The organism is Streptomyces beijiangensis, from assembly GCF_017315755.1.
Lineage (GTDB): Bacteria > Actinomycetota > Actinomycetes > Streptomycetales > Streptomycetaceae > Streptomyces > Streptomyces beijiangensis.
The window spans coordinates 1-23,912 of the sequence record NZ_JAFLRJ010000111.1 but is presented as its reverse complement, the minus strand read 5'-3'; the positions used below and the strand labels follow the sequence as shown (position 1 = coordinate 23,912).

Genomic DNA, 23,912 nt, shown 5'->3' with positions numbered 1-23,912 from the left:
CCGTCCCCGTCCCCGTCCCCGCTCCCGAGAAGCGCAAGCGCGCCAAGCGGCCGATCGCACTCCTCGCGGCTGTCGCGATCATCGCGGCGGTGGTCGGCGGAGGTACGGCGGCCGTCGCCGAGAACCTCACGAACGGTTCGTCCGACTCCTCGTCCACGGTCAACGGCACCACCGTCTCCGCCAGCAGCAACGGCACGGTCTCCGGTGTCGCCTCCGCGGTCTCCCCCAGCATCGTGGAGATCGGCGCCACCTCGACGTCCGGTTCGTCGACGGGCTCGGGCGTGATCATCACCAGTGACGGCGAGATCGTCACCAACAACCACGTCGTCACCGGGGCCTCCTCCATCAAGGTCACCATGAGCGACGGCAAGACGTACACGGCCAAGGTCGTGGGCACCGACGCCAAGAAGGACCTCGCGCTCATCAAGCTGGAGAACGCGAGCGGGCTGAAGGCGGCCTCGCTCGGCGACTCCAGCAAGATCGCGGTCGGCGACCAGGTCGTGGCGATCGGCTCGCCCGAGGGCCTGAGCGGCAGCGTCACGAGTGGCATCGTCTCGGCGCTGAACCGCGATGTGACGGTCTCGACGGACGAGAGCCAGTCGCAGGGCAGCGACGGCGGGAGCGGCAGTGGCGGGGGCAGCGACCAGTGGCCGTTCTCGTACGGCGGCCAGGACTTCAACGGCTCCACCGGCTCGTCCACGACGACGTACAAGGCCATCCAGACGGACGCCTCGCTCAACCCGGGCAACTCCGGTGGCGCCCTGATCAACATGAACGGCCAGATCATCGGCATCAACTCCGCGATGTACTCCGCCAGTTCGGACAGCTCCACCTCCAGCTCCAGCGCCGGCAGCGTCGGCCTCGGCTTCGCGATCCCGATCAACACGGTCAAGGCCGACCTGGACACGCTGCGGGCCGGCGGCGCGGACAGCAACTAAGGAGCCCCTCATGACCCGTCTCACCACCCAGCTCAACCGAGCCCGCCACACCCTGGCCGCGATGGTCACCTGGGGCTCGGACTCCACCCAACACCGCACCCGCGTGGGCCGTGCCGAACACGCTCCGACGGTGGCGGCGGGCCCGGCCGGCCTGGGCCTGGCGCTCGCGGTCGCGGCGGAGCTGCACGCGCCTTCCGTACGAGCCCCCGAACTGGCCGCCTCCCCCACGGTCGCGGCCCGCCACACGCGCCGGGCCGCCATGCGAACGCGCACCGTGCGAGGCTGAGACGCTGATCCCAGCCGCCCGACCGCCTCTCCCACCCCTAGGACCAGGACCATGAGCCCCGCCGAAGACGGCCGCGAACCGCAGCGCATCCTCATCGTCGACGACGAGCCCGCCGTGCGCGAGGCGCTGCAGCGCAGCCTCGCCTTCGAGGGATACGGGACGGAGGTCGCCGTCGACGGCCTGGACGCACTGACCAAGGCGGAGGCGTACGGCCCCGACCTGATCGTCCTGGACATCCAGATGCCCCGGATGGACGGCATGACGGCCGCACGCAGGCTGCGCGCCTCGGGCTCGACGACGCCGATACTGATGCTGACGGCACGGGACACGGTGGGCGACCGGGTGACGGGGCTCGACGCGGGCGCCGACGACTACCTGGTCAAGCCGTTCGAACTGGACGAACTCTTCGCCAGGGTCAGGGCGCTGCTGCGCAGGTCCTCGTACGCGACGACCGGCGCGGGCGCCGACGCCCCGGACGACAACGTGCTGGCCTTCGCGGACCTGCGGATGGATCTGTCGACGCGGGAGGTGCTGCGGGGCGAGCGGAAGGTGGAGCTGACCCGGACGGAGTTCACGCTGCTGGAGATGTTCCTGGCGCACCCCCGGCAGGTGCTGACGCGGGAGCAGATCCTGAAGGCGGTGTGGGGGTTCGACTTCGAGCCGAGCTCCAACTCCCTTGATGTGTACGTGATGTACCTGCGGAGGAAGACGGAAGCGGGCGGCGAGCCGCGACTTGTGCACACAGTGCGGGGCGTGGGGTACGCGCTTCGGGCGGGCGGGGCGGAGTGAAGCGGCCCCATCCGCTGCGACGCTTCCGGAGGCTTCCGCTCCGGTCGCGGCTGGCGATGCTCACGGCTGCGGCGGTGGCGTTCGCGGTGGCTGTGGTGTCGGTCATTTGCTGGTTTCTGGTGCAGGGGAAGCTGTACGACGAGATCGACTCAAAGCTGGGCTCGCAGGCCAAGGGGAGCATCCCCTCTCAATCGGTGACCATCACGCTCAACAACTGCTCCCAGACGCCCAGCTCCAACAGCGGCCTCGGCGATCAGCCCTCCGTCTACTACCTGCAGTTGGTGCGGTCCGACGGCACCGTCTGTCTCGCCACTGGCTCGGGCGGACTGATGAAGGCCACCAGCAGCGACACCAAAGTGGCGACCAACCCGGTCCCCAGGGTCGAGACGTACCGCAACGGCACCGACTCGGAAGGCAATCCGGTACGGATCATCACCGTCCCGATCGTCACCGACCACGGCCCGCGGATCTATCCCGACACCGCGCTCATGATCGGTTACCCGCTCAAGGACACGCAGAACACCCTCAACGAGCTGGCACTGCTCCTGCTCGGAGTCTCCGGCATCGGAGTCATCGGCGCGGGCGCAGCCGGCCTGTGGATCGCCCGAGCAGGACTCAAGCCCGTAGACCGCCTCACCGAAGCCGTCGAGCACGTGGCCCGCACCGAAGACCTCACCCTCCAGATCCCCGTAGAGGGCGAGGACGAGATCGCGCGCCTCTCCATGTCCTTCAACTCCATGACCGCCGCCCTCGGCGAATCCCGCGAGCGCCAGGCCCAGCTCATCGCCGACGCCGGTCACGAGCTCCGCACGCCGCTCACCTCCCTCCGTACGAACGTCGAACTCCTCGCCCGCAGCGAAGAAACCGGCCGCGCCATCCCCCCGGCCGACCGCAAGGCGCTCATGGCTTCCGTCAAGGCCCAGATGACCGAACTGGCCGCCCTCATCGGCGACTTGCAGGAACTCTCCCGCCCCGACGCGGCCATCGGCGGCCCCCTCCAGGTCGTCGCCCTGCACGACATCACCGCCGCCGCCCTGGAACGCGCCCGCCTCCGCGGCCCCGAGCTGACGATCACCCACACCGTCGCCCCTTGGTACGTACGGGCCGAGCCGGCCGCCCTGGAGCGGGCCATCGTCAACGTCCTCGACAACGCGGTGAAGTTCAGCCCGCCCCAGGGCACCATCGAAGTCACGCTGACCGACGGCGAGTTGACGGTCCGCGACCACGGGTCCGGCATCCCGCCCGAGGACCTCCCCCACGTCTTCGAACGCTTCTGGCGCTCACCCACGGCCCGTTCACTCCCCGGCTCGGGCCTCGGCCTGTCCATCGTGGCGCGCACGATCCAGCAGTCCGGCGGATCCATCTCCCTGCACGAGGCGCCGGGCGGGGGTACGGAGGCGCGCATCCGCATCCCCGGAGCACCGACGCCTCCCCCACAGGAAGCCCTCTGACCGAGAGATCTATACAAACGTATTGCACAGTCGTCCTATACATGCGTACAGTCAAGCCATGACCTCGACGACGCGCAACGAACTGAAAATCGACGGCCGCCGCCTGTCCTACCTCGACTTCGGCCCGGCCACCGGCCGCCCGCTCCTCGCGCTGCACGGCCACCTCTCCGAGGGCGCGTCCTTCACCGGCCTCGCCGCCGAACTGGGTGACGAGTGGCGGGTCATCGCCCCCGACCAGCGCGGCCACGGCGACTCCGACCGGGCGGCGGACTACTCCCGCCAGGGCTACATCGACGACCTCGTCGCACTCCTCGCCCACCTGGACCTGGACTCGGCGGTCGTGCTCGGCCACTCCCTGGGCGGCATAAACGCCTACCAACTTGCTGCACAGCACCCTCAGTTGGTCGCAGCGGTAGTCAACGTCGAGGGTCCGCCCGCCCTGCCCGACGGCCCGAGCGGCCTCTCCTTCGTCGCCGGCTTCCCGTACACAGCGCGTACCCGCGAGGAACTCGTCGCCGCCACCGGCCCGGTGGGCCCGATGATCGCCCCCGCGCTGCGTCCCACGGCGGATGGCGGCTGGCGACTGCCGTTCCACCCGCAGGACACGATCGACTCCGAGACGCTCGTCCACGGCGACCACTGGGCGGACTGGACGGGCAGCACCTGCCCCGCGCTGTTCGTGCACGGCACGAAGAGCCAGGTGTTCACACCGGAGTTGGCCCACGCGACGGTGGAACGCCGCCCGAACACCACCATGGCCGAACTCGACGGTGACCACTTCGTCCACGCGCAGGACCCGAAGGGATTCGCATCGGCGGTACGGGACTTCCTCGCGACCCTCTGAAAACGCGGAGGGGGCGGCGGGCCACCGGGCCCGCCGCCCCCTCCGAACCAGCGACTACTGAACGACCGTGATGCGATCGGTCACCGGCGGCGCGATCGGCGCGGACGCCGAGGAGTTGGCCGCCAGATAGGCGTTGAAGACATCCAGGTCGGAGGCCCCGACCAGCTTGTTCGTGCCCTGCCCGAGCGCGGCGAACCCGTCGCCGCCGCCCGCCAGGAACTCGTTCATGGCGACGCGATAGGTCTTGGCCGGATCGATCGCGGCACCGTCGAGCTCGATGGTGCCGGTGACGACGCGGGCCGCGCCCGCCTTCGTCATGTCGAGCGTGTACGTAAGCCCCTTGGAGCTCTGCAAGATCTTCGGCGAGGCCTCGTTGGACCCGCTGACCTGCTGCTGCAGCGCACTCACCACCTGCGCGCCGGTCAGATCCACCACATTCATCATGTTGGTGAACGGCTGGACGGTGAAGGCCTCCCCGTACGTCACGACCCCGTCGCCCTCGGTCCCGGAGGCCTTGTAGACCAGATCGGAACGGATCCCGCCCGGGTTCATGAAGGCGATCTGCGCGCCCCCCTTGTCGGCGGGCGAGAGCCCGGCCAACTGGGCGTCGGCGATCAGATCCCCGAGCGGCTTCTCGTACGCCGATGAGCCGCGCCCGTTGATGTCGGCGGAGATGAACCCCTGCGGCCGGTTGGCGACCGGGGCCGCCAACTTGTTCCAGCGCGCGATCAGTTCGGTGATGTCGGACGCCTTGGCCTGGTCACGGCTGACGATGTGGTTGCCGGAGACCGGCGACTTCACGGCCGTACGGACGATGTCCTTCGTCTTCCGGTCGTACGTCAGGGTGGTGTCGGTGTAGAGCTTCCCGTACGAGGCGGCCGAGGTGACCAGGCGAGGGTTGCCCGCCGGGTCGGGGATGGTGCAGACGTACGCCTGGTGGGTGTGCCCGGTGACGAGCGCGTCCACCTTCGGCGAGATGCCCTTGGCGATGTCGACGATCGGCCCGGAGATGCCGTCCCCGGCACCCGGCGAGTCGCACCCGTAGTTGTACGAGGCCGACGCCGGCTGCCCGCCCTCGTGGATGAGCGCGACGATGGACTTCACGCCCTGCCGGTCGAGCTCCTTGGCGTACTTGTTGACGGTCTCGATCTCGTCATGGAACTTGAGCCCCTTGACGCCATTGGCGGTGACGATGTTGGGAGTCCCCTCCAGCGTCACGCCGATGAACCCGATCTTGACGCCGTTCTTCTTCCAGACCGTGTACGGCTTGAGGATCGGCTTCCCGGTCTTCTCGCTGGTCACATTGGCCGCGAGGTAAGGGAAATCAGCCCCCTCGAACGTCTTCCCGGCCTCGTAACACCCCTCGGTGGGATGGCACCCACCGTTCTGCATGCGCGCCAACTCGACGGCGCCTTCGTCGAATTCATGATTCCCGACGGTCGTCACATCGAGCTTGATCTTGTTGAGCGCCTCGATGGTCGGCTCGTCGTGGAAGAGCCCGGAGAGCAGCGGGCTGGCCCCGATCATGTCGCCGCCTGCGGCAGTGATCGAGTACGGGTGCCCCTGCCGCGCGGTCCGCAGTGAGGTCGCCAGATACTCCGCGCCCCCGGCCGGGATGGACTTGGTGGTCCCGTCGGCCTGCGTCTCGGTGACGGCCCCGGCCGAACCGGCCGGCGGCTCCAGGTTCCCGTGCAGGTCGTTGAAGGACAGCAGCTGTACGTCGACGGTGCGCGAGGGCTGGTGCCCGTGCCCATGACCATGCCCGTCCGCACTGGCAGGCATGGCGGCAACGAGCGCCCCGACGGTGGCGAGCCCGGCGGCAGCGGCGAGAAGGCGCCGGGTCGCACGGTTGCTGTGAGGTGTCGCTGACATCTCTCCCCTTGTGATTTCAGCGTGGCCTGTGTGGTGACTGTGCCGCGCAGCCTACGGTCGACGCGCGTAGCGCGACAGGGGGTGACGGGTTACGAGCTGGTTGCCATCGGGCGCACCACGGGGTGCGAACAATCACCCGCAAGGGTGGGGTTTCATCGCATTAACGTCACTGCACTCACGCTCGACGCAAGCCTGTGCGTATGAGCGACGAGATCACGGCCAAGGCTGTCTCCCTGCCCGCGCAGTCCTCCGAACTGCCTGCGGGCTTCTTCGACATGGTCGATGACCTGAAGTCGATCGTGCGCGGTGCGCATGTCCGCGCACAGCTCAAGGTCAACACCGAGATGATCCGGATGTACTGGGAGATCGGGCGGACGATCCTTCAGCGCCAGGGAGAGGAGCGCTGGGGATCCAAGGTCATCAACCGCATTGCCACGGAACTGCGCACCGAGTTTCCGGGCCAGCGAGGCTTCGGCTCCCGCAACCTCCAGTACATGCAGCAGATGGCTCGAACGTGGCCCGAACAGATTGCGCAACAAGCTGTTGCGCAATTGCCCTGGGGACACATCGCCGTCCTCCTCAACTGCCGCAAGAACCGTTCTGAGCTGGACTTCTACGCACGACGGGCTGTGCAACACGGCTGGTCCCGCAGTGTCCTGGAGCACCAGATCCGCAATCAACTGCACGAGCGCGAAGGCGCCGCCATCAGTAACTTCGCTGCCACCGTCCCCGAGGACTCCGACGCGCTCCAGGCCATGGTCAGGAGTCCGTACGACCTGGACTTCACCGGTCTCGACAACCAGGCCCCCGAGCGCAGCCTCGAGGACGCCCTCGTCTCTCGAGTGGTCCTTTTCCTCACCGGGCTCGGAGTCGGTTTCGCCTTTGTCGGGAAGCAGTACCCGCTCCGCGTGGGCGAGTCCGACTTCCGGCTCGACCTGCTCTTCTACCACTGCAGGCTCCACCGCTACGTGGTCATCGAGCTCAAGACCGGCCGCGCCGAACCCGAGCACTTCGGCAAGCTCAATTTCTACCTCACCGTCGCCGACGACCTGATCCGGGATCCTGAGCACGACGGCCCGACCATCGGACTTCTGGTCGCCGCCAACCACGACCCCGCCGTGGCCGAGTACGCACTCGCCCGCAGCGGAGGCCCCATGGCCGTGGCGACCTGGACCGGTGTCGACGCCGAGGCGCAGAAGGCGCTGCCCAGCGCGGAGGATCTGGCGCGCGTCGCGGACGACGTGCTGCGGGCCGATCGGGCGGATGCGTAGGGACAGCGCCGCTCACGGAGGCCAGTTGTCCAACGGGCTGTTGGACAACTGGGCCCGCCGTAGGCTCGTACACATGACGACAGACCCCACCGCCCGCACCATCCGCACCCTCGACGCCCTCACCCCCGACCAGGCCGAAGCCGTACTCGCGCTGCTTGCCGAGGCCGCGCGGGCCGATGGGCAGCAGGCCGTGTCCGAGCAGGGGCGGCTCGCCATCCATGGGGGGCGGCGTAACGGGATTCGGCATCTGCTGCTGAGCGTGGGCGATGTGCTCGCCGGGTACGCCCAGCTCGAGGACACCGACCCCGTCGAGGCCCCCGCCGCCGAGCTCGTCATCCACCCCGACCACCGCGGCAGGGGTCACGGTCGCGCGCTCGGGGCCGCGCTGCTCACCGTCTCGGGGAAGCGGCTGCGGGTGTGGGCGCACGGCGGGCACTCCGCCGCACGACACCTCGCGCAGACCCTCGGGCTGAGCCTCTTCCGTGAACTGCGCCAGCTGCGGCGGTCGTTGAGCCCGCCGAACATCCCCGAGCCGGTCTATCCGGCAGGGGTACGCGTACGGACCTTCACCCCCGGCGCCGACGACGCCGCCTGGCTCGCGGTCAATGCCGCCGCCTTCGCCCACCACCCCGAGCAGGGCTCGCTCACCCAGCGGGACCTAGACGACCGCAAGGGCGAGGCCTGGTTCGATCCGAAGGGGTTCTTCCTGGCGGAGCGGGAGGCCGACGGGGAGGTCGTCGGGTTCCACTGGACCAAGGTGCACACCGCAGAGCAGCTCGGTGAGGTGTACGTCGTGGGGATCCGGCCCGACGCCCAGGGCGGCGGCCTCGGCAAGGCGCTGACCGCGACCGGGCTGCGCCACCTCGCCGCCGAGGGCCTGCCCACCGCGATGCTCTACGTCGACGCGGACAACACGGCGGCGGTGACCGTGTACGAGCGGCTCGGGTTCACCACACACGAGGTCGATCTGATGTACCGCACGGAGTCGTAGGTCACAGCGGAGTCTCAGGGGCCGGTGCTCGCTTGACACCGGCCCCTTCTTTGGATCACCCTTTCACTACTCAATTAGTGAAAGGGGGTAACCGAGTGATCGAGTACCGCATCGACCGCCGCAGCGGCGTCTCCACGTACCTCCAGATCGTCCAGCAGACCAAGCAGGCCCTGCGCCTGGGCCTGCTGGAGCCCGGCGACAAGCTGCCGACCGCCCGCGAGGTGGTCGAGGCCACCGCCATCAACCCCAACACCGTGCTCAAGGCCTACCGCGAGCTGGAGCGCGAGGGGCTGGCCGAGGGGCGGCGCGGGCTCGGCACCTTCATCACCAAGGGGCTCGGCCACAGCCCGCCCGCCGACTCGGCCCTGCGTGCCGAACTCGCCGACTGGGCGGCCAGGGCCCGCGGGGCCGGCCTGGACAAGGACGACGCGGCGGCGCTCTGCGCATCCGTACTGGACGACTGCTTCAAGAATTCCAAGGGGGACGAGGACCGATGAACGACACCGCCATCGAGACCGTAGGACTCGGCAAGAGGTACAGCCGCAAGCGCTCCTCCTGGGCTCTCCGCGACTGCTCCTTCCGACTGCCCACCGGCCGTATCTGCGCCCTCGTCGGCCCCAACGGCGCCGGCAAGTCCACGCTCCTCGCCCTCGCCGCCGGCCTGCTCCGCCCCACCGAGGGCACGGTCAGCGTCCTCGGCCGCACCCCGGGCGAGGCACGCGAGCTGATCGGTTACGTCGCCCAGGACAAGCCCCTCATCCCGCAGCTCTCCATCGCCGACACGCTGCGCATGGGGCAGGAACTCAACCCCGGGCGCTGGGACATGGCCGCCGCCGAGCGAATCGTCGCCGAGGGCAAACTCGACCCCTCCGAGCGCGTCCGCTCCCTCTCCGGCGGCCAGCGCACCCGCGTCGCGCTCGCCCTCGCGCTGGGCAAGCGGCCCGAACTCATGCTGCTCGACGAGCCGATGGCCGACCTCGACCCGCTCGCCCGCCACCAGCTGATGGGCACGCTGATGGCGGAGGCCGCGGAGAACGGTACGACGGTCGTCATGTCGTCCCACGTACTCACCGAACTCGAAGGCTCCTGCGACTACTTGCTGCTGGTCGACGGCGGCCGAGTCCGCCTCGGCGGCGAGACCGAAGACATCGTCGCCGCGCACACCCTGCTCACAGGACCGGTCGCCGACCTCGCCCCGCACACAGTGATCGAACAGCGCACGGCGGGCCGCGGGCTCACCGCGCTGGTACGGCGCGACGGGCCGATCGAGGGCCCGTGGGAGACGGCGGAACCCTCCCTGGAGGAGCTGCTCCTGGCCCACCTCCGCTCCCCGGACGCCCCGGACCTGCTGACGCCGAGCGCGGAGCACCGTACGGATACGGCGGTGCGCGCATGAACGGGCTCGCCCTGCGCGGTCCCGACTGGGTCGCCGTACGCGTGCACCGCGGGACGCTGTGGACGGCGGCCGTGCTGCTGGTGCTGTCGGTCGCGCTGCTCGTGGCGGTGCCCCTGTGGGCCGCAGACCTGGCGGAGAAGTACGCCGGGAGCAGCTGCCCCATCCGGCTCTCGAACGGGTCCTGCACCGACAACACCTGGTTCATCGCGAGCAGCGACTGGGCCTACAGGGAGCTCATGGCCAAGGCGGGAGTGGCCCTCCTGCTGCTCCCGGTCGCCTTCGCCCTCTTCGTCGCCGGGCCGCTGATCGCACGGGAGCTGGAGTCCGGTACGTACCGGATGTCCTGGACCCAGTCCGTCTCCCCGGCCCGCTGGCTCACCACCCGTACCGTCCTGCCCGCGCTCGCGCTGGGCGCGGGCACGGCTGCGCTCATCGGGATGTACCGGTGGGCGCGGTGGGCGGGGCCCGGCGTGAGGGGCAACTGGTACGCGGACTCCACCTTCCCCGCGACCGGCCCGGTCGGCGTCGCCTACGTCCTGCTGGCCGTCGCCCTCGCCGCACTCGCCGCACTTCTCGTACGGCGCACCCTGCCCGCGATGGGGATCGCGGGGGCGGCGACGAGCATCGTCATCTGGGTCATGCCTCATCTCCGCGGCCACCTCTGGCCGACGACATACGCCGCCGGCAACTCGCCGCGCTCCTGGCCCGCCGGTCCGAACACCTGGGTCCAGGAGCAGGGCCTTGTCGACAGCAGCGGCAAGCGGCTCCCGTACGACCTGTGCCTCAAAGGCATGACCGACGAGAACGCGTGCTGGACGAAGAACCACATCTCCGGCCCCTACGCCGTCTTCCACCGCGCCTCCGACTACTGGCCCCTCCAGCTCGTCGAGACCGGCATCGTCCTGGCCCTCACCGCCCTGGCGGCCGCGGCCGCCTTCCGTCTCCTCCGAAGGACAGCAGCATGAGCGCCCTCGCCCTGCGCGGCCCCGCCTGGCTGGTCGCCCGCCAGCACGGCCGAACCCTCGGCTGGGGAGCGGTCGCGCTCGTCCTTCTCATCGTGGTGCGGCTGGTGCTCCTGGGGTGGACGTACGTCGACGTCGTCCAGACCTGCATGAGCGTGATCGGCTTCCTCCCCGCGCTCTTCGGCCTCTTCGTCGCGGGCCCGATGATCGCCCGCGACCTGGAGTCGGGCGCGTACCGCCTGCTCTGGACCCAGTCGGTCTCCCCCGCCCGCTGGCTCACCGCGAAGCTCGCCCTGCCGGCGGCCGGAGCCGTCGCCACGATGCTGGTCCTGGCGGGCCTGTGCCGCTGGGCGCTGTCCTTCAAGCCGGACGGCGCACAGGGCATGGAGTGGTACGCCGACCAGGTCTACCCCCTGATCGGCCCGCTCGGCGCCGCCCGAGCTCTGGCGTACATCGCGATCGGCGCGCTGGTCGGCATCCTGGTGCGCCGGACCATCCCCGCGATGGTGGCGAGCTTCGTCGCCATCGGGATCGTCGAGTTCGCGTTCAACTTCGCGCGCGGTCACCTCGGGACAGCGACCACGCTCTACAGCACCCTCGACGAGGGCATGCGCGGCGCGCCCGGCATCTTCGTGGCCGACGGCAACGTCACCTCCACCGGCGCGAAGATCGGCGACGCCTGCGTGAGCGACCAGTGCATGCGCGAGCACGACATCAGCGGCTACTTCAACACCTACATCCCCCACTTCTGGCCCACCCAGCTCATCGAGACCGGCCTCGTCCTCGCCGTGGCCGCCCTCGCCCTCACCCTCACCTTCCGTCTCCTCCGTACGAAAGCAGCGTCATGAGCACGTCCACTTCCCCCCACCCCGCTCCCGCTCCCGCGCCCGCCAAGACCGCCAAGACCTCCCGGCTCCGTCCCAGCGGCCAGCTCTGGACCGTCCTGCGCCTGCACCGCACCGCCCTCTGGGTCTGGGTGGCCTTCGTCGTGATCTCCATAGGCGTACTGCTCTGGGTGCGGTACGGATCCACCGGCGTCGACGCCGCCGCGACCCTGGCGGGCTGCGGTACCGCCGGACACCGTGCCTGCGACGAGTGGATGTGGTCCGACACCGCGCTCGTCACCACCCGGGACCGCCTCCTCGAGATCGGTCAGGTGCTCCGCAACCTGGCCCCCGTCGTGGCCGCATGGGCCGGTGCCGCGCTGATCGGGCGCGAGCTGGAGAACGGGACCGCCGAGCTCGCCTGGACCCAGTCCGTGTCGCCCGCCCGCTGGCTCGCCACGAAGCTCGCCGTGCCCGCCGCGTTCCTCACCGTCGGCGCGGGCGTGCTGGTCGCCTCGTACCGGATGCTCCTCGACTGGTCCGTCACGCACCACATGCTGCGCGCCGGCTACGAGAAGTACACGCTGTACTTCAACATCGGCCCGGCCACCGTCGCCTACACCCTGCTCGGCCTCGCCGTCGGCGCCCTCGCCGCCCTGCTGCTGCGCCGCGCGGTGCCCGCACTCGTCGCCGGTGCGGCGGCCGCCTGGCTGCTCACCGTGGCGATCGCCCCGTGGCGCGGCAGCCTCTGGCCGGTCGGCGCGGTCGGGGACAGCAGCCTCTGGCACCTGCCCGGATCCGATTCCTGCGGCGGCGGAATCTACAACCACAATCTGATCGACTCGGTCGACCCCTGCATCTCCGCCCAGCCCGCCGACCACTACCTGCCGGTCCAGCTCGTCGAGACCGGCATCGTCCTGGCCCTGGCCGCCGTCCTGGTCCTGATCTCCTTCCGGGTACTGCACCGCCGCAACGCCTGACCCCCGGGGCCCCCGGGCGCACAGAGGTCGCCCGGGGGCCCCGGGCCCGCACCCCGCATGTCATGTCGTCGTTACCCGTCATTCAGACGCGCTTGCGACCCTCACGGAATGCAACCCGCCGCCGCGCCCCACGACGGCTTCGCGCGGAAGAATGGCTTCATGAGCCAGCAGCCCAGCGCAGAGGTCCCGCTCCAGCACATCCAGCCGTCCGTGGGCTCCATAGCCGCGCACCGGCCGCAGACCGTCGCGAACGTCGCGGCGACCGCCGCGGACCTGGAATCCGACATCGACGCCGACATGGACGGCTACGAGGAGGACGGGAGCGGGGCCGAACTGCCCTCCGGCCGCTTCCTCGACCGGGAACGCAGCTGGCTCGCGTTCAACGAGCGGGTGCTCGAACTCGCCGAGGATCCCGCCACCCCCCTCCTCGAACGGGCGAACTTCCTCGCGATTTTCGCCTCGAACCTCGATGAGTTCTTCATGGTCCGGGTGGCAGGGCTGAAGCGCCGCATCGCCACCGGGGTCGCCACCCGCTCCGCATCGGGCCTCCAGCCCCGCGAAGTCCTCGATCTGATCTGGACCCGTTCGCGCGAGCTCATGGCCCGGCACGCCGCCTGCTACCAGCAGGACATCGCGCCCGCGCTCGCCGACGACGGCATCCATCTGATCCGCTGGCCGGACCTGACGGAGAAGGAGCAGGCCCGCCTCTTCACGCTCTTCCGGGCGCAGATCTTCCCCGTCCTGACCCCGCTTGCCGTGGACCCCGCGCACCCCTTCCCGTACATCTCGGGGCTCTCCCTCAATCTCGCGGTCGTCGTACGGAACCCGGTCAGCGGCCACCGCCACTTCGCCCGCGTCAAGGTCCCGCCGCTGCTCAACCGCTTCCTGGAGGCGTCGCCCGAGCGGTACGTACCGCTTGAGGACGTGATCGCCGCCCACCTCGAGGAGCTCTTCCCGGGGATGGAGGTCCTGGCGCACCACATGTTCCGGGTGACCCGCAACGAGGACCTCGAAGTCGAGGAGGACGACACCGAGAACCTGCTCCAGGCGCTGGAGAAGGAGCTCATGCGGCGCCGCTTCGGGCCGCCGGTGCGCCTGGAGGTCGAGGAGTCGATCGATCCGTACGTCATGGATCTGCTGGTCCGCGAGCTGAAGGTGTCCGACGCGGAGGTCTATCCGCTGCCGGGTCCCCTCGACCTCACCGGCCTCTTCGGCATCGGCGGCCTCGACCGGCCCGAGCTGAAGTACCCGAAGTTCGTGGCGGGCACCCACCGGGACCTCGCCGAGGTCGAGTCGTCGTCGGCGCCTGACATCTTCGCCGCCCTGCGCGAGCGCGACGTCCTGCTGCACCACCCGTACGACTCCTTCTCCACCTCCGTCCAGGCCTTCCTGGAGCAGGCGGCGAGCGACCCGGACGTGCTGGCCATCAAGCAGACCCTGTACCGGACTTCGGGCGACTCACCGATAGTGGACGCCCTGATCGACGCCGCCGAGTCGGGCAAGCAGGTTCTCGTACTCGTCGAGATCAAGGCTCGGTTCGACGAGCAGGCCAACATCAAGTGGGCGCGGAAGCTGGAGGAGTCGGGCTGCCATGTCGTCTACGGGCTCGTCGGGCTGAAGACGCACTGCAAGCTCTCCCTGGTCGTACGGCAGGAGGGCGAGCTCCTGCGCCGCTACTCCCACGTGGGGACGGGGAACTACCACCCCAAGACGGCCCGCCTGTACGAGGACCTCGGCCTGCTCACCGCCGACCCGCAGGTCGGCGCGGACCTCTCCGACCTCTTCAACCGGCTGTCGGGGTACTCGCGCCGCGAGACCTACCGCCGCCTCCTCGTCGCGCCGAAGTCGCTGCGGGACGGGCTCATCACCCGTATCAACAAGGAAGTCGCGCACCACCGCGCCGGCCGCCCCGCCTACGTGCGCATCAAGTGCAACTCGCTGGTCGACGAGGCCACCATCGACGCCTGCTACCGGGCCGCGATGGCCGGGGTCCCCGTCGACATCTGGGTGCGCGGCATCTGCGCGGTGCGCCCCGGAGTCGCCGGACTCTCCGAGAACATCAGGGTCCGCTCGATACTGGGCCGCTTCCTGGAGCACTCGCGCGTCTTCGCCTTCGGCAACGGCGGCGAGCCCGAAGTCTGGCTCGGCAGCGCCGACATGATGCACCGCAACCTCGACCGCCGGATCGAGGCGCTCGTGCGGGTCTCCGACCCCGCGCACCGGGCGGCCCTCAGCCGTCTGCTGGAAACCGGCATGTCCGACAAGACCGCCTCCTGGCACCTGGGCGCCGACGGCAACTGGACGCGGCACAACGCCGACGCCGACGGCCAGCCGCTGCGCCATGTGCAGGAGATGCTGATAGACGCCCGGAGGCGCCGACGTGCAACGCCCTAGTGCCGACACCTCCAGCAACACCTCCAGCAACACCTCCAGCACTGCCGACTCTTCCGATACGGCCACGGCGGGCACTCTCCTGACGTGTTACCTCTGCGACCAGGCCGCCGACTTCCTCCGCGCGCTGCGCACCACCCCCGAGGGCGGCGAGGAGGCGGCGCTCGACCTGCGCCGTCCCGCCCGCCGGATCAGCGCCGCCCTCCATACCTTCCGCCCGTTCCTCGACGCGGCCTGGGCCGACCGTCTCCGTACCGAACTGGCCTGGCTGTCGGGCACGCTGGCCCGTGAGCACGCGTACACCGCCCGGCTCGCCCGGCTCCTCGAAGCACTCGGCCGGCTCTCGGACACCAAGGCCGAACCGGCCCTGTCCTCCATCGGCGCGGCCCGCGCGGGCGCGCTCCTGGAGCGCCAGCTGACCCTGGCCAGGACCCGGGCCCACTCGGCCGCCCTCCAGGCGCTCGGCTCCTCGCGTTTCCACGCGGTCGCGGACTCCGTCGCTTTACTGGCCTCCGAGGTCCCGCTCGACCCCTCGGCCCACGCCGACGCCGACGCTGTCGATGGCCTGCCCTCCGCGGTCGAGTCGTCGGCCCACCGGCTCACCGAGGCCGTCGCGGTGCTGCCGCTGGGCCGGGCCTCGCTCCCGTACAACGCGGAAGGCCTGAGCGACGCGCAGGACGCCCCCTGGCACACGGTCAGGCTGCTGCTGCGCCTGAACAGGTACGCCCATGAGGTGCTCTACGCCGACCTCGACGCCGAAGGCCGACCGGGCCTGGACCCGAGGGTGTTCGGAGCGGGCCAGGCCCTGGACCGGCACCGCGCCGCATCCGAGGCCGCATCGGCCGCCGCGTCGGCCGCCCGTACGCCGAGGATCGCCCCGGCGACCGCCTATGCTCTCGGCGTCCTCCATGCCGATCAGCGGCACGAAGTCGAGGCCGCCAGATACGCCTTCCAGCAGGTCTGGCAGCAGAGAGCGGCGGTGACCGCCCCATGACGACCGGCTCATCCCCGGGCACGAACGCGACCGTCCTCGCCGCGGGCTGTGTCCTGTGGCGCAGCTCGCCCCATGACGGCTGGCTGGAGATCTGTCTCGTACACCGCCCGAAGTACGACGACTGGTCGCACCCCAAGGGCAAGCTGAAGCGCGGCGAGGACGCCCTGGCCGGCGCACTGCGCGAGGTCCTGGAGGAGACGGGGCACCACTGCACGCCCGGCGCGCGCCTGCCCACGCTGCGGTACGTCGCCAATCACCGCCCCAAGCAGGTCGTCTACTGGGCGGCCGAGGCGACCCACGGCTCGTTCACGCCGAACGACGAGGTCGACCGGATCGTCTGGCTCTCCCCGCTCACCGCACGCAACCGCCTCACGCACCCCAGGGACCGCGACCTGGTGGACGCGCTGGTCGCGGCGCTGCACAGCGCCTGAACCCGGCAAAAACAGCCCCTCCGGCGTTTGAGGTGCGGGGGTCCGGGGGCGGAGCCCCCCGGGGAGGAGTCCAGCCCCGCACCGCCCCGCGAGACCGTGCCGTCACCGGTCCGAGACCGCCCCGAGACCGGACGAGCCCCTTGGGTACCGAACACCCGGTCGTACGGCGAGGTTCACCTGCCGTTCACTCTCCCCCGTCGGCCGATTCACCTGATCTGTCTAATTTCGGCCTTAGACGGTGAACGGCAACCCGCCGGAACACCGAAAACCTCATCGCACGCCGCCGTACGACACCACGGACCACGGCGGCTCCTGGAAGGAACACCCGAAGTGAAGCTTCAGCGCAAGAACCGGCTCCGCGCCGCCGCGCTCGGCGCCATCGCCGTCTCCGGCGCCCTGGTCCTCACGGCGTGCGGTTCGGACGACAACACCAGCTCGACCGGTGGCAGCGGCGACAAGACCAGCTCCGCCGCGGCCTCCAACATCAAGTGCGACGGCGCCAAGGGCCAGCTCCTGGCATCCGGTTCCAGCGCGCAGAAGAACGCGATGGAGCTCTGGCAGAACGCGTACAACGCCGCCTGCAGCGGCGCCAAGATCAACTACAAGGGTTCCTCGTCCGGTGAGGGCATCATCGCCTTCAACCAGGGCACGGTCGGCTTCGCCGGCTCCGACTCGGCGCTCAAGCCCGAAGAGGTCGCCGACTCGAAGAAGATCTGCAAGACCGGCCAGGGCATCAACCTCCCGATGGTCGGCGGCCCGATCGCGATCGGCTTCCACCTCGAAGGTGTCGACAGCCTGACGCTGGACGCCCCGACCCTCGCGAAGATCTTCGACACGAAGATCAAGAAGTGGAACGACACGGCGATCGCCAAGCTCAACCCGGGCGTCAAGCTGCCCGACCTGGCGATCCAGCCCTTCCACCGCTCCGAGGACTCCGGCACCACGCAGAACCTCGGCAAGTACCTGAGCGCCACCGCCGCTTCCGACTGGAAGTACGAGGCCGAGAAGAAGTGGCCGGCCCCCGGTGGCCAGGCCGCCTCCGGCTCCGCCGGTGTCGCAGCCCAGGTCAAGCAGACCAACGGCGCGGTCGGCTACTTCGAGCTGAGCTACGCCTCCTCGCAGTCGATCTCCACCGTCAAGATCAACACCGGTGCGGCCGCCCCGGTCGAGGCGACCTCCGAGAACGCCTCGAAGGCGATCGCCGCCGCCAAGATCAAGGGCACCGGCAAGGACCTGGCACTCGGCCTCGACTACACCACCAAGGCCGACGGCGCGTACCCGATCGTCCTGGTGACGTACGAGATCGTCTGTGACACCGGCAACAAGGCCGACACCCTGGGCACGGTCAAGTCCTTCCTGACCTACACCGCGGGCGACGAGGGCCAGAAGCTCCTCTCGGGCGCCGGTTACGCCCCGATCCCGACGGAGATCAACGCCAAGGTCCGGGAGACCATCGCAGGCCTCTCCTAGGACCCCCGGCGGCGGCCGGTCAGCAACGAGAACTGACCGGCCGCCGCCACCATCCGGTGCACCGCCGCCAGGGGAGCCCAGCTAGCTCCCCCACACAGACCGGAAAGACCATGGCTATATCCACCGAAACCTCCCCGGCTCCGCCGGCCCCGAGGAAGCGCGTCAAGCAGTCCACCGGCCGCGCGGGCGACAAGGTGTTCCTCGGCCTCTCCCGAGGCTCGGGCATCCTCCTCCTCGTGCTCATGGCGTCGATCGCCGCCTTCCTCACCTACCGCTCCGTCCTCGCCATCTCCAAGGACGACACCAACTTCCTCACGACCTTCAACTGGGACCCGGCCGCGGCGAAGCCCACCTTCGGCATCGCGGTCCTCCTCTTCGGCACGGTCGTGAGTTCGGTCATCGCGATGGCCATCGCGGTCCCCGTGGCCGTCGGCATCGCGCTCTTCATCTCCCACTACGCTCCGCGCAGGCTGGCCGCGCCGCTCGCGTACGTGGTGGACCTCCTCGCCGCGGTGCCCTCGATCATCTACGGCATCTGGGGCGCGCTCTTCCTGGTCCCGTACCTGGAAGGCACCAACCTCTGGCTGGACCAGTACCTGGGCTGGACGTACATCTTCGACAAGACCGAGGTCGGCGTGGCCCGCTCGATCTTCACCGTCGGCGTCCTGCTCGCGATCATGATCCTGCCGATCATCACCAGCGTCAGCCGCGAGGTCTTCCTCCAGGTCCCCCGGATCAACGAAGAGGCGGCCCTGGCGCTCGGCGCCACCCGCTGGGAGGTCATCCGCCTCTCGGTACTGCCCTTCGGCCGCTCGGGCGTGATCTCCGCCTCGATGCTGGGCCTGGGCCGTGCGCTCGGCGAGACGATGGCCGTCGCCACGGTCCTCTCGCCGAGTTTCCTGATCTCCGGCCATGTGCTGGACGCGGGCGGCGGGACCTTCGCCCAGAACATCGCGGCCAAGTTCGACGAGGCCAATCCGCTGGGCCGTGACGCGCTGATCGCCTCCGGCCTGGTGCTCTTCATCCTCACCCTGCTGGTCAACGGCGCGGCACGCATGATCATCGCCCGCCGCAAGGAGTACTCGGGGGCCAACGCATGAGCCACGCCACAGTCCAGGACGTCGCCCCGGCTCCGGCCGCGCCCCACGAGCCCCTCGCCAGCAAGCACCTCCCCCGATGGGCCCCGGCCGGTATCGCCGTCCTCGCCGTCGTGCTCGGTGTCGGCATCGGTGCGGGCGCGGGCTGGCACAGCAAGGTCCAGTGGGGTCTGATCTCGGCCCTGCTCTTCGTCGTCATCACGTACGTGACCTCGACGGCCGTGGAGGGCAAGCGCCAGGCCAAGGACCGCATCGCGACCAGCGTCGTCTGGGTCTGCTTCGTCCTCGCGGTGATCCCGCTCGCCTCCCTCATCTGGGAGACGGTCAGCCGTGGCAGCAAGGCCTTCAGCATCGACTTCCTCACCCACTCGATGGCCGGGGTCGCCAGCTTCCAGCCGGGCGGCGGCGTCTACCACGCGCTCATCGGCACCCTGGAGCAGGTCGGCATCGCCACCCTGATCTCCGTGCCGATCGGCCTGCTGACCGCGGTCTATCTGGTGGAGTACGGCAAGGGCGCACTCGCCAAGGCCGTGACGTTCTTCGTGGACGTCATGACCGGCATCCCGTCCATCGTCGCGGGCCTCTTCATCCTCACCCTCGTGCTGATGCTGGGCCTGGGGCCGGCCGGATACCTCGGCTCGCTCGCGCTCACGATCCTGATGATCCCGGTCGTGGTCCGTTCGACCGAGGAGATGCTCAAGCTCGTACCGAACGAGCTGCGCGAAGCCTCCCTCGCCCTCGGCATCCCGAAGTGGCGCACGATCCTGAAGGTGGTCATCCCGACCGCGATCGGCGGCATCACCACCGGTGTGATGCTCGCCATCGCCCGCGTCGCCGGTGAGACCGCGCCGATCATGCTGCTGGTCTTCGGCAGCCCGATGATCAACAGCAACCCCTTCAAGGACCCGCAGTCCTCGCTCCCCTTCTACATCTGGGACCAGTACCGCGTGGGCAGCGAAGCTTCGTACGACCGTGCATGGGCCGCCGCTCTGGTCCTCATCGCGTTCGTCATGATCCTCAATCTGGTGGCCCGCGGCATCGCCCGCTGGAAGGCCCCGAAAACCGGCCGCTGAGGCCACAGGGAAGTGAATTGAAATGGCCAAGCGAATCGATGTATCGGGCCTGACCGCGTACTACTCCGCCCACAAGGCCATCGAGGACATCTCGATGACCGTGGAGCCCCGCTCGGTGACGGCCTTCATCGGCCCCTCCGGCTGTGGGAAGTCGACCCTCCTGCGCACCCTCAACCGTATGCACGAGGTCACCCCCGGTGGCCGCGTGGAGGGCAAGGTCCTCCTGGACGACGAGAACCTCTACAGCTCCTCGGTCGACCCGGTGACCGTCCGGCGCACGGTGGGCATGGTCTTCCAGCGCCCGAACCCCTTCCCCACCATGTCGATCTTCGACAATGTGGCGGCGGGCCTGCGCCTCAACGGCAGGTACAAGAAGTCCGAGCTCAACGACGTCGTCGAGAAGTCCCTCAAGGGCGCCAACCTCTGGAACGAGGTCAAGGACCGCCTGAACAAGCCGGGCTCCGGCCTCTCCGGCGGCCAGCAGCAGCGTCTGTGCATCGCCCGCGCCATCGCGGTCGAGCCCCAGGTCCTGCTGATGGATGAGCCCTGCTCGGCGCTCGACCCGATCTCCACCCTCGCCATCGAGGACCTGATCGGAGAGCTGAAGGAGCGCTTCACGATCGTCATCGTGACGCACAACATGCAGCAGGCCGCCCGCGTCTCGGACCGCACGGCCTTCTTCAACCTCTCGGCGGTCGGCCAGCCCGGCCGGCTCATCGAGCTGGACGAGACGTCCCGAATCTTCTCCAACCCGTCCGTGCAGGCCACGGAGGACTACATCTCCGGCCGCTTCGGATAACCAAGGCTTGCGGTGCTGCATGGCGGTGCCACCGCAAGGCAAAGGGCCCGTCCCCCTCACCGGGGGACGGGCCCATTTCCGTACCGTACGTACGGAAGCCAGAAGACCAGCTGCCAGAAGACCAGCTGTCAGAAAACCGGCTGTCAGAACACCAGCTGCACGAAGAAGTAACTGCCCGCGGCCACCAGCGCGGCCGCCGGCATCGTGATGAACCAGCCCATCACGATGTTCTTGGCGACACCCCAGCGCACGGCCTTCGTCCCCTTGGTCGCACCCACACCCATGATCGCCGAGGTGATGACATGGGTCGTCGAGATCGGCGCGTGGAAGAGGTACGAGGACGCGAACATGATCGAGGCGCCCGTCGTCTCGGCGGCGAAACCCTGCGGCGGGTCCAGCTCGATGATCTTGCGGCCGAGGGTGCGCATGATGCGCCAGCCGCCCGCGTACGTACCGAGCGAGAGCATCGCCGCACAGGCCAGCTTGACCCAGACCGGGATCTCGTCGCCGTAACTCTCGTCGCCCGAGATGACCAGGGCCATCATCACGATGCCCATCGTCTTCTGGGCGTCCTGCAGACCGTGGCCGAGCGCCATGCCGGCCGCCGAGACGGTCTGGGCGATGCGGAAGCCGCGCTTGGCCTTGTGCGGGTTGGACTTCCGGAACATCCAGAGGATCGCGACCATCACCAGATAACCGACGACCAGGCCGACCACCGGGGACAGGAACATCGGGATGACGACCTTGTCGAGCACGCCCGACCAGTAGACGGTCGTGCCGCCCGCGAGCGCCGCACCCACCATGCCGCCGAACAGGGCATGCGAGGAGGAGGACGGCAGCCCGAAGTACCAGGTGATCAGGTTCCAGACGATCGCGCCGACCAGCGCCGCGAAGAGGATTCCCATCCCCTTCTGCCCGGTGGGCGTGGCGATGAGCCCTTCGCTGACGGTCTTGGCGACACCACTGCCGAGGAAGGCACCGGCCAGGTTCATCACCGCGGCCATCGCCAGCGCCGCGCGGGGCGTGAGCGCCCGCGTGGAGACGGAGGTGGCGATGGCGTTCGCGGAGTCGTGGAAGCCGTTCGTGTACGTGAATCCGAGCGCGACACCGATGGTCACGATCAGAGTGAAGGTGTCCACCGGGTCAGGACTCCTTGACGACGATGGTCTCCACCGTGTTCGCGACGTGCTCGAACGCGTCGGCCGCCTCTTCCAGTACGTCCACGATCTGCTTCAGCTTCAGTACCTCCATGGCGTCGTACTTGCCGTTGAAGAGCTGGGCCAGGAGTTTGCGGTGGATCTGGTCGGCCTGGTTCTCCAGGCGGTTGACCTCGATCCAGTACTCGGTGAGGTTGTCCATGGTGCGCAGGTTCGGCATGGCCTCGGCGGTCAGAACGGCCGCCCGCGCCAGTACCTCGACCTGCTGCTCGACACCCTTGGGCAGTTCTTCGACGTTGTAGAGGACGACGAGGTCGACGGCCTCCTCCATGAAGTCCATGATGTCGTCGAGCTGCGAGGCCAGGTTGTAGATGTCCTCGCGGTCGAACGGCGTGATGAAGGAGGAGTTGAGCTGGTGGAAGATCGCGTGGGTGGCATCGTCCCCCGCGTGCTCCGCTGCCCGCATCCGCTCCGCGATCTCGACCCGGGCGGAGGCGTCCGCACCGAGCAGTTCCATGAGGAGCTTGGAGCCCGTGACAATGTTGTCCGCAGATGCGGCGAACATGTCGTAGAAGCTCGTCTCCCGGGGGGTCAGACGAAAGCGCACGTGGGGTCCTCAGGATGCTCTGGATTCGGTCAGGCTGATGCTAGGCGCATCATCCGGCCACGGCTAACCGGCGAGCGTCCAGTGTCGCCCATGAGGCACAGTGATCAGCACGGGGGACCGGTACCATATACCCACGAGGGGTATGTACCCCTTTTGACCAACGGGAGGACGCCATGACGGCCACCGAGTCGACGGCCACCGAGGTGACGGAGACCGCTGGAGCGGTGACGCCCCACGCCCGGAGCGTGCACGGCTACCACCACCAGAAGGACGAGCACCTCAAGCGGCTGCGCCGTATCGAGGGCCAGATCAGGGGTCTGCAGCGGCTGGTCGACGAGGACGTCTACTGCATCGACATACTCACGCAGGTCTCGGCGTCCACCAAGGCCCTCCAGTCCTTCGCGCTCCAGCTCCTGGAGGAGCACCTCCGCCACTGTGTGGCAGATGCCGCGGTCAAGGGCGGCGAGGAGATCGACGCCAAGGTCGAGGAAGCGACCAAGGCCATCGCCAGGCTGCTGCGCACCTGAGCCGTCGGGATCTCCGGCCAGAAGGGGCGCGGCATGGACCGGGCCGCGCCCGTCCGCTACTCCTCGGCGTCGGCCGACACCGACACCATCATCAGCACCTCGTCGATACGGTCCGCGCTGAGCCGTTCCTCAGCGGCATCCGCCGCCGCGATCATCAACTCACCGCACAGCTCGATCTCGGCGAGGGCCACGTGCTCCTGGACACTCATAGTGCGCAGCCCCGGCACGTGCATCACCTCTCTCTGCCGTCGTCGGCTTCCCAGCGTAGGGATCCGGACACGCCCCGCGCATGGCACGGACGGACCATTTCCGCCTGACCCTCAGCGGATCTTTCCGGCGTAAATGTCCCCCGCGGCAGGCAGGTTCACTGCCACGGGTACCCCGAATCCGTACAACACCGTGGTCGAGGCGACATCCACCGTCCGGCCCTCGTTGACGAAGCTGAACCAGTGCCGCACCTTGCGCAGCCGCCCCTCCTCGTCGAGGTACGCGTCGAAGGGCACATCCCGTCTGGCGAACCCTTTCGCCGCGGCGGTGACACCGCGGTAGTGCCGTACGCGAACCCCGTCCAGCTCCTGCGTGCCGATGTAACGCACCTTGCGCGCGCTGCGCAGCAGTTCGGCCGCGGTCAGCGGGTCGGTGGCGCCGCCCGTGACCAGATTCCGGTCGGACAGGGTCGTGGTGTCCACCCGCACCCATTTGCCCGCGGGCACCCCGGCGCCCCGGTTCTTCATGTAGAGCGCGCCGGGTGCGAGCAGCTCG

Annotated in this window: 24 protein-coding genes and 1 pseudogene; 20 read left to right on the top strand and 5 right to left on the bottom strand. The window is 69.2% G+C overall.

What is annotated here, in order from left to right; all coding sequences use genetic code 11:
• The 5 genes from J0695_RS12635 to J0695_RS12615 all read left to right on the top strand — a co-directional run.
• Positions 1–938: S1C family serine protease (locus tag J0695_RS12635; protein ID WP_206962085.1), on the top strand; the 938-nt coding region annotated here is incomplete at its 5' end.
• A 10-nt stretch (positions 939–948) separates the two neighbouring features.
• Complete coding sequence (locus J0695_RS12630) at positions 949–1,224, top strand: hypothetical protein (RefSeq protein ID WP_242552563.1); 276 nt, start codon at positions 949–951, stop codon at positions 1,222–1,224.
• A 51-nt stretch (positions 1,225–1,275) separates the two neighbouring features.
• Positions 1,276–2,013 (top strand): response regulator transcription factor, encoded by a 738-nt coding sequence (locus tag J0695_RS12625; RefSeq protein WP_206962084.1) that lies wholly within the window; start codon positions 1,276–1,278, stop codon positions 2,011–2,013.
• A 56-nt stretch (positions 2,014–2,069) separates the two neighbouring features.
• Positions 2,070–3,464 carry a sensor histidine kinase gene (locus J0695_RS12620; protein ID WP_206962083.1) on the top strand — a complete coding sequence of 465 codons (1,395 nt, stop codon included), beginning with the start codon at positions 2,070–2,072 and terminating at the stop codon, positions 3,462–3,464.
• Between the two features lie 58 nt (positions 3,465–3,522).
• Complete coding sequence (locus J0695_RS12615) at positions 3,523–4,308, top strand: alpha/beta fold hydrolase (protein WP_206962082.1); 786 nt, start codon at positions 3,523–3,525, stop codon at positions 4,306–4,308.
• Between the two features lie 54 nt (positions 4,309–4,362).
• On the opposite strand, the gene J0695_RS12610 is transcribed toward J0695_RS12615, so the two are convergent.
• Positions 4,363–6,180: a bifunctional metallophosphatase/5'-nucleotidase gene (locus J0695_RS12610; RefSeq protein ID WP_206962081.1), complete on the bottom strand. Its 1,818-nt coding sequence runs from the start codon at positions 6,178–6,180 to the stop codon at positions 4,363–4,365.
• A gap of 200 nt (positions 6,181–6,380) precedes the next feature.
• Between J0695_RS12610 and J0695_RS12605 the strand changes: the two genes are divergently transcribed.
• From J0695_RS12605 to pstB, 14 genes are all read left to right on the top strand, one after another.
• A complete protein-coding gene (locus J0695_RS12605; protein WP_206962080.1) occupies positions 6,381–7,451 on the top strand; it encodes a PDDEXK nuclease domain-containing protein in 1,071 nt (356 codons plus the stop codon).
• Between the two features lie 73 nt (positions 7,452–7,524).
• Positions 7,525–8,442, top strand: a complete 918-nt coding sequence (gene mshD, locus J0695_RS12600) for a mycothiol synthase (protein WP_206962079.1) — start codon at positions 7,525–7,527, stop codon at positions 8,440–8,442.
• 95 nt (positions 8,443–8,537) lie between these two features.
• Positions 8,538–8,939: a GntR family transcriptional regulator gene (locus J0695_RS12595; protein WP_206962078.1), complete on the top strand. Its 402-nt coding sequence runs from the start codon at positions 8,538–8,540 to the stop codon at positions 8,937–8,939.
• Positions 8,936–9,838, top strand: coding sequence for an ABC transporter ATP-binding protein (locus J0695_RS12590; protein ID WP_206962077.1), 903 nt, complete (start codon positions 8,936–8,938; stop codon positions 9,836–9,838). The genes J0695_RS12595 and J0695_RS12590 overlap by 4 nt, the downstream gene beginning before the upstream one ends.
• The gene (locus J0695_RS12585) at positions 9,835–10,803 is read left to right on the top strand and encodes an ABC-2 membrane transporter-related protein (RefSeq protein WP_206962076.1); all 969 of its coding nucleotides are present in this window, start codon (positions 9,835–9,837) and stop codon (positions 10,801–10,803) included. Before J0695_RS12590 ends, J0695_RS12585 begins: the two co-directional genes overlap by 4 nt.
• Positions 10,800–11,648, top strand: a complete 849-nt coding sequence (locus tag J0695_RS12580) for an ABC-2 membrane transporter-related protein (protein WP_206962075.1) — start codon at positions 10,800–10,802, stop codon at positions 11,646–11,648. Before J0695_RS12585 ends, J0695_RS12580 begins: the two co-directional genes overlap by 4 nt.
• A complete protein-coding gene (locus J0695_RS12575; protein WP_206962074.1) occupies positions 11,645–12,604 on the top strand; it encodes an ABC-2 membrane transporter-related protein in 960 nt (319 codons plus the stop codon). Before J0695_RS12580 ends, J0695_RS12575 begins: the two co-directional genes overlap by 4 nt.
• Before the next feature lie 159 nt (positions 12,605–12,763).
• Entirely contained in the window at positions 12,764–14,998 is a 2,235-nt protein-coding gene (locus J0695_RS12570) for an RNA degradosome polyphosphate kinase (RefSeq protein WP_206962073.1), read from the top strand.
• Positions 14,985–15,989 (top strand): CHAD domain-containing protein, encoded by a 1,005-nt coding sequence (locus J0695_RS12565; protein WP_206962072.1) that lies wholly within the window; start codon positions 14,985–14,987, stop codon positions 15,987–15,989. Before J0695_RS12570 ends, J0695_RS12565 begins: the two co-directional genes overlap by 14 nt.
• Positions 15,986–16,420: an NUDIX hydrolase gene (locus J0695_RS12560; RefSeq protein WP_206962071.1), complete on the top strand. Its 435-nt coding sequence runs from the start codon at positions 15,986–15,988 to the stop codon at positions 16,418–16,420. Before J0695_RS12565 ends, J0695_RS12560 begins: the two co-directional genes overlap by 4 nt.
• A 330-nt stretch (positions 16,421–16,750) precedes the next feature.
• The gene (gene pstS / locus J0695_RS12555) at positions 16,751–17,890 is read left to right on the top strand and encodes a phosphate ABC transporter substrate-binding protein PstS (RefSeq protein ID WP_206962070.1); all 1,140 of its coding nucleotides are present in this window, start codon (positions 16,751–16,753) and stop codon (positions 17,888–17,890) included.
• A 110-nt stretch (positions 17,891–18,000) separates the two neighbouring features.
• Entirely contained in the window at positions 18,001–18,990 is a 990-nt protein-coding gene (gene pstC / locus J0695_RS12550; protein WP_206962069.1) for a phosphate ABC transporter permease subunit PstC, read from the top strand.
• Complete coding sequence (gene pstA, locus J0695_RS12545; protein WP_206962068.1) at positions 18,987–20,060, top strand: phosphate ABC transporter permease PstA; 1,074 nt, start codon at positions 18,987–18,989, stop codon at positions 20,058–20,060. Before pstC ends, pstA begins: the two co-directional genes overlap by 4 nt.
• A 22-nt stretch (positions 20,061–20,082) precedes the next feature.
• Complete coding sequence (gene pstB, locus J0695_RS12540) at positions 20,083–20,859, top strand: phosphate ABC transporter ATP-binding protein PstB (protein WP_206962067.1); 777 nt, start codon at positions 20,083–20,085, stop codon at positions 20,857–20,859.
• 143 nt (positions 20,860–21,002) lie between these two features.
• On the opposite strand, the gene J0695_RS12535 is transcribed toward pstB, so the two are convergent.
• Together J0695_RS12535 and J0695_RS12530 are read right to left on the bottom strand one after the other, a co-directional pair.
• Entirely contained in the window at positions 21,003–21,998 is a 996-nt protein-coding gene (locus J0695_RS12535; RefSeq protein WP_206962066.1) for an inorganic phosphate transporter, read from the bottom strand.
• Between the two features lie 4 nt (positions 21,999–22,002).
• Positions 22,003–22,623, bottom strand: a complete 621-nt coding sequence (locus J0695_RS12530) for a DUF47 domain-containing protein (RefSeq protein ID WP_206962065.1) — start codon at positions 22,621–22,623, stop codon at positions 22,003–22,005.
• A gap of 173 nt (positions 22,624–22,796) precedes the next feature.
• On the opposite strand from J0695_RS12530, the gene J0695_RS12525 reads away from it, so the two are divergent.
• A complete protein-coding gene (locus tag J0695_RS12525) occupies positions 22,797–23,150 on the top strand; it encodes a metal-sensitive transcriptional regulator (RefSeq protein WP_242552558.1) in 354 nt (117 codons plus the stop codon).
• 56 nt (positions 23,151–23,206) lie between these two features.
• Here J0695_RS12525 and J0695_RS12520 read toward each other — a convergent pair whose 3' ends face one another.
• Both J0695_RS12520 and J0695_RS12515 read right to left on the bottom strand, forming a co-directional pair.
• A complete protein-coding gene (locus J0695_RS12520) occupies positions 23,207–23,359 on the bottom strand; it encodes a hypothetical protein (RefSeq protein ID WP_206962088.1) in 153 nt (50 codons plus the stop codon).
• A 111-nt stretch (positions 23,360–23,470) separates the two neighbouring features.
• Positions 23,471–23,912 (bottom strand): annotated as a pseudogene (locus J0695_RS12515) (hypothetical protein); the annotation flags it as partial.